General features: G+C 37.3%; 5 protein-coding genes and 1 pseudogene. 4 read left to right on the top strand and 2 right to left on the bottom strand.

What is annotated here, in order from left to right:
* The coding region (locus OZD66_RS00285) for a valine--tRNA ligase (protein ID WP_275021858.1) at nucleotides 1-1,992 on the bottom strand (1,992 nt) is incomplete at its 3' end.
* A 286-nt stretch (nucleotides 1,993-2,278) separates the two neighbouring features.
* Between OZD66_RS00285 and OZD66_RS00280 the strand changes: the two genes are divergently transcribed.
* Nucleotides 2,279-3,499: a hypothetical protein gene (locus OZD66_RS00280; protein ID WP_275021856.1), complete on the top strand. Its 1,221-nt coding sequence runs from the start codon at nucleotides 2,279-2,281 to the stop codon at nucleotides 3,497-3,499.
* Between the two features lie 50 nt (nucleotides 3,500-3,549).
* Here OZD66_RS00280 and OZD66_RS00275 read toward each other — a convergent pair whose 3' ends face one another.
* Nucleotides 3,550-4,065, bottom strand: a complete 516-nt coding sequence (locus tag OZD66_RS00275; RefSeq protein WP_182366831.1) for a gamma carbonic anhydrase family protein — start codon at nucleotides 4,063-4,065, stop codon at nucleotides 3,550-3,552.
* Between the two features lie 144 nt (nucleotides 4,066-4,209).
* Between OZD66_RS00275 and secG the strand changes: the two genes are divergently transcribed.
* The 3 genes and pseudogenes from secG to OZD66_RS00260 all read left to right on the top strand — a co-directional run.
* On the top strand, nucleotides 4,210-4,530 hold the full coding sequence (gene secG / locus OZD66_RS00270) for a preprotein translocase subunit SecG (RefSeq protein ID WP_182366843.1): 321 nt from the start codon (nucleotides 4,210-4,212) through the stop codon (nucleotides 4,528-4,530).
* Nucleotides 4,530-6,134: a CTP synthase gene (locus tag OZD66_RS00265; RefSeq protein WP_182366834.1), complete on the top strand. Its 1,605-nt coding sequence runs from the start codon at nucleotides 4,530-4,532 to the stop codon at nucleotides 6,132-6,134. The genes secG and OZD66_RS00265 overlap by 1 nt, the downstream gene beginning before the upstream one ends.
* Before the next feature lie 25 nt (nucleotides 6,135-6,159).
* Nucleotides 6,160-6,271 (top strand): annotated as a pseudogene (locus OZD66_RS00260) (nucleoside deaminase); the annotation flags it as partial.

Below are 6,271 nucleotides of genomic sequence, written 5' to 3'. Positions count from 1 at the left end.
CTTAGACAGTATCCACTTATCCATTGTCTCGTGAGCAGAATTTATGCTCATCACTTGATGCTTTTCCATGAACATGGAAACAAACTTGCTAGCGTTCCAAAGTTTTGTAACTAGGCGCTTGCCAATTTTGAATATATTTTCAGAGTAGACTGTATCAACTCCAAGCCTTGAGTTCGCTGCCCAATAGCGCACTACATCAGCTCCATAAGTTTCAAGTATTACATGAGGAGTGATGATGTTACCCTTTGATTTACTCATCTTTTTCTTATCATCTGCTAAACACCAACCGCTGATCATAATGTTTTTCCAAGGTAAAGAATTTGCATGATAATGTGCCTTTAAAATAGTATAAAAAGCCCAAGTTCTTATTATCTCATGGCTCTGGCTGCGCAGATCTGCAGGAAATATCGTATCATAGCGATGATTTGGTAAGCTAAACTCACTGTTTACTGCCAGTGCACTCAGTTGAGGAGTAATTGAACTTGTGGCCCAAGTATCCATTACATCTTGATCTGGGATAATCTCTTCTTTGCTATACCCTTTTGGCAAATCTTTGAGTGGATCAATAGGTAGGGCCTTTATTTCAGCTAGAATAATTTTACCTTCTTCTCCCTTACGTTTAGAATACCACGCTGGAAATGGCACACCAAAATAGCGCTGCCTTGAGATGCACCAGTCCCAATTTAGCCCTTCTATCCACACTTCCATACGTTTACGCATATTGCTTGGGTGCCAATTGCATTCTTTTACTTTATCTAATACTTGAGCTTTTTGCTCTAAGGTCTTGATAAACCATTGATAAGTAGGTAATATCTCAAGTGGTGCACCAGATCTTTCTGCGCACTTAACAGAATGAGAAATGCTAGTGCTTTCTATCAAAAGTTCTTTTTCAGTTAGAACTTCAATTATCCTCTTTCTTGCTGCTGTAACTTTCAATCCATTTATTTCATTTAGTATATCGTCTGTCATCCGAGTAGCTGACACTGGGATCCATTCTTCTTTTTTCTGACCATACGCTGACATGATATCTTCCTCTGTCATCGCTGGCATTGGCTCTTTTTCCTGGATTCCAGTGTCAAGCACTGGAATGACATCATCTAGGTCCATCCTTCCATCCTGATCGATGATAATTTTCATCGGTAGATTATGCTTTTGCTGCCAATATATGTCGAGTTCATCACCAAACGTACAGCACATAACAAGCCCAGTGCCTTTATCTATTTTAACCTTATCATCAGCTATGATTGGAATTTTTTCCTCTGTTATTGGCACTACCGCTGTTTTTCCGATCAGATGAGTGTAGCGCGTATCCTCTGGGTGGCAAAAAACTGCAACACATGCGGGAAGTAATTCAGGTCGCGTAGTTGCAATATTGATCTGCTCATTTTCTTGGGTAGAGAAAACTATCGTGTTTAAGGATGACTCAAAAACTTTATCTTCTATTTCTGCTTGCGCAATTGCTGTTTTATCAACCGGGTCCCAAAGGATGGGCTGTATTTTTCTATATGCATACCCTTTATTATATAGATCAATAAACGACATCTGTGAAAGTGTCACAGTTTCCTTGCTGATCGTGTGATATTCCAAACCCCAATCGTAACTAATTCCAACAGACTTAAATAGTTCCTTGAATTCTTGCTTTGATTTCTCAATAACCTCATGGCACATCTCTATAAATTTTTCTCTGCCAACTTCTTTTGCACGGGTTTTATAGGTTTGTTCAACCAATCTTTCAGTGGGAAGCCCGTTATCATCAAACCCAATTGGGTAAAACACATCTTTTCCCAGCATGCGCTGAAACCTTGCAATAAAGTCCGTGTGGCAATAGCTAAATATATGGCCAATATGCAATTTACCCGATATTGTTGGTGGAGGTGTGTCTATAGTGAAAGTGTTATCCTTTTCACCATGCCACTTATAAACTTTACTGCCTTCCCATAATATGTTGCATTTGTCTTCAACTTCTTTAAAGCCGTATTTTTCTTTTAACACAAATATTTCTCAATTTTAAACCATAGCTAACTATATATTAACTAAGTTTCCTGGATCCCAGTGTCAAGCACTGGGATGACACCCTACCATGATTAGATAACGCCTAAAACCATGTCATTCCAGCGCGTGACGCTGGAATCCCACTTATTGCTTTAGCTATAGCACAATTAAGTAAACACGGCAATTTTACGCCAAAATTTTTTATTTACGAACATAAATTTTCTATGCTATGATAAAATATTACTTGACCTTAGGTTCTAAAGGTATTATGTGACGTTAATTATATATGTTGAGGTTTAATATGTTTATGGAGATTAATGGTACAATAAAGGTTATCGATAATGAAATAATGCTTATTATAGCGCAAGATGATTTTAAAAAATTTCAAGAGTATGAAAACATTTCAAATTCTAAGAAGTTTTATGCGGGTTTTTCACTAGGTAATAAGCAATTATATATTGCCGGTTTTTTTGAACAAGAAAAAAAAAATCAAGGAGATAATATTGTAATCATGCCTATATCTTCAGCTCAAAAACAAGGTAGCGGAAAAGCTTTTACTACTGCAACAGAAATAAAAACCATGTTGGGCCTTGATAATACAAAAAAAGAAGTTGAGGTACAGATGCTTCAACATCCCCAAAAACAATTAGAAGAATTGAAACCTAAAATACAAGAATTAGAAGCTGCAAAGAAGAAAGCTGAGGAGGAATTGAGAACTAAAACGCAAGAATTACAAGATCAATTGGACACAGCTCAGCAGGAAAAACAAGACTTAGAAGCTGAAGTGGAAAAACTAAAGGCAATAGATTCTACAGCGTTACAGCAGCAGTTAGAAGAGAAAAATGCTAAAATAACAGAATTGGAAGCATTAGATGCTGTGGCGTTACAGCAAAAGTTAACAGAGAAAGAGAATGAAATAACAGCATTAAAAGCTCAACCAGATGCTGCTGTTACGAAGTTAGAGGGTGAAAAAACAACACTAACAAATGAAATAAAAGATTTAGAAGCACAGTTAAACAACCAACCAAATGCTGCTCAGTTAAAAGATAAAGACGAGAAAATAAAAGATTTAGAGGCACAGTTAAGCAACCGACCAGATGCTGCTCAGTTAAAAGATAAAGAGGATAAGATAAAAGAATTAGAAGCTAAAATAAACCAACCAAATGCTGAGGTTGAAAGCCTAAAGAAAGACTTACAAGCTCGAAATGCTCGAGTTCATCAGTTAGAGAAGGAAAATAAAGAACTAGAAGCTAAAAACAAAACAACTGAGCAACCAAAACAAGGCAATGGAGCACGGTACACTGCTACTGTTGGTATGGGTCTTGCTGCTGGACTGATAGCATTTACTGCACTTGAACGTACAGTGAGATTAGATATTTGGATAATGGTTGGTATAGCAGTAGTATCTACACTCGCAGTTGGTAGTATTACATATGCAGCGTTACCTAGTACTCAAGTAGATGGGGCAAAAGCACAAGAAGTAAATGAGAATGGGAAAAAGAAGTAACAAGGGTTAAGCCGAAATGTACGTGTCAAGTAAAACACTTGACGCGAACTTCAGTTTTTATATTCCTTCATTAGCATAATATAATTTCGTGCTGATTGTGTAATATGTTTAATTTCTTCATTCGACGTCTTTTTGAAGAACTTTGCTGGCCTGCCAGCCCATATTTCCCCACTTTTTATCACTTTTCCGTGTGTTACCAGTGAGCCAGCAGCTACCATAGCTTCAGGCTCCACAACTGCATGGTCCATCACGGTAGAGCCCATACCAATAAACGCTTTATCATGCACCGTGCATGCGTGCAACATACAAAAATGTCCCACTGTTACCATACTGCCAATAATTGTGTCACCACCTGGGTTTCTATCCACATGAATTACCGTTCCATCTTGAATATTTGTTCCATCACCTATTTTTATTGATCCAACGTCCCCTCTGATTACACAATTAAACCAAATGCTCGCATTTCTTCCTATTTCAACCTTACCTATGATATGCGAACCACCTGCGATGAAAGCACTTTCGTCTATTTTTGGTTCATAATTTTTGTATTTTAAAATGTGATACATATTAAGCCCAAAGTTTTGTGCATATGTTAATCAAAATAAGGTAAGCAGTAAATACATACTTAGATTTCAAACTACTTGGGTGACAGATGTTCTTGACTTATGCACTTTATGCTCCTAAAATTTTTATTTTCAGCTCTATCTATAATGTCAGTAGCGGTATTAAGTATATTTCAAATAATATTGGTTGTTGTGTTAGTAATTTTAGTGCTCTTGCAGCCGCCTGGAAGTAGTTCGTTAAGTGGTTTTAGTAATACACAACAGGGGGTCAATTCGATGATTCCAGTGAAATCTTCTGAAAACCCGCTCAGCAGAATAACGGCTGTTGTTGCTGGATTGTTTATTATAAACACATTGCTATTGTCAGGATTATATTCAAAAGACGTACATAAAAAATCGATTGCAGAGAAAATTATATTAGAAAAAAAGCAAGAAAGTGAACCTACTTCTGTTCCATTTGAAAATTAATGAAGGAAGCTAAATTTATCTTTGTCACAGGTGGAGTTGTGTCATCGCTTGGTAAAGGCTTAGTTGCTTCAAGCGTTGGTGCGCTTCTTCAAGCTCACGGTTTTAAGATCCGTATCAGAAAACTTGACCCGTATCTCAACATTGATCCTGGGACAATGAACCCAACTCAGCACGGAGAGGTATTTGTGACCGAGGATGGTGCTGAAACTGATTTGGATCTTGGGCATTATGAGCGTTTTACTGGAATTAAAGCAACAAAAGATGACAATATAACAACTGGTAAGATATATCATGAGTTATTGAAGAAAGAGAGGCGTGGTGATTATCTGGGCAAAACTGTGCAAGTCATTCCTCATGTGACAGATTTGATCAAATCGTTCATTTTTAACGGTACGGAAGGTTTAGATTTTGCAATATGTGAAATAGGCGGAACTGTAGGTGACATTGAAAGCCAACCATTTTTGGAGGCTATACGTCAAGTTAACTATACATTAGGAAAACAAAGAGTTATCCTTATTCACTTAACTTTAATACCATATCTTACTGCAGCGCAAGAATTAAAGACAAAACCAACGCAGCATTCAGTTCGAGAGTTAAATTCCGCGGGGTTACAACCAGATATTATATTATGCCGCAGTGAGAAAGAAATTTTCGATAATCAAAGAGAGAAAATAGCTAAGCTTTGCAATGTTTCTTTATCCAATGTGATACCTGCTCCTGATGTGAGTCATATATATGAGTTACCGGTGTTGTATAGCCAATGTGGGCTTGATACGCAAATTTTGGAGCACTTTCATTTAAGTAAGCCAAGACCAAGCTTGACTGAATGGGATCAAATAGTGCACTCTATAAGGCACTCAACACAGGAAGTTACTGTGTCTATAGTGGGAAAATACACCGAATTCCCTGATGCATACAAATCACTGGTTGAAGCATTAAATCATGGTGCGATTAGTAATAAAGTCAAAGTAAAGATAAATTGGGTTAACTCAAGAGAGAAGGAAGAAAAACCTATAAATGAAAAACTTATAGGAGAGAAATTACAGAATTCTCATGCAATCCTTGTTCCAGGGGGGTTTGGTGATGACGGAGTAGAGGGTAAAATATTAGCAATAAATTATGCCCGTACAAATAATATCCCATTTTTCGGAATTTGCCTTGGTATGCAGCTTGCAATTATTGAATTTGCTCGTAATGTTGTTAAGCTTGAAGATGCACACTCTGAAGAATTTCGTAACTGTAAACATCCAATCGTTAAGTTAGCTGGCGATCAAGATGACGATCTTGGTGGAACCATGAGACTCGGGGCATACAAATGTAATATAAATGCAAACTCTAAAATGATGGATGCATACAGTAACACTACTATTTCAGAAAGGCACAGACATAGATATGTAATCAATTCAGATTATAAAGATGATTTGGAAAAAAATGGACTGCTATGCAGTGGCATATCAGAAGATGGAACGTGCATAGAGGCAGTGGAGTTAGAGAGTCATCCGTGGTTTATTGGTGTGCAGTTTCATCCAGAATTTCAATCAAAGCCGTTTTCTCCTCATCCTCTTTTCGTGTCGTTCGTTAAAGCAGCAATTGATAAGAAATAAGTGCCTAGTGTTTAAGTATCAATATATGGAGCTTGCCATAGAGCAAGCCAAACTCGCTCAAAAAAATGATGAGGTGCCCATAGGTGCTGTAATAGTGAGTGGAGACAATATCATTTCTTCTGCACACAATATATCTA

Source organism: Wolbachia endosymbiont of Drosophila baimaii (assembly GCF_028982185.1).
GTDB lineage: Bacteria > Pseudomonadota > Alphaproteobacteria > Rickettsiales > Anaplasmataceae > Wolbachia > Wolbachia pipientis.
Note: the sequence above shows the minus strand (reverse complement) of the source record. Positions and strands in the feature narration are given on the sequence as shown.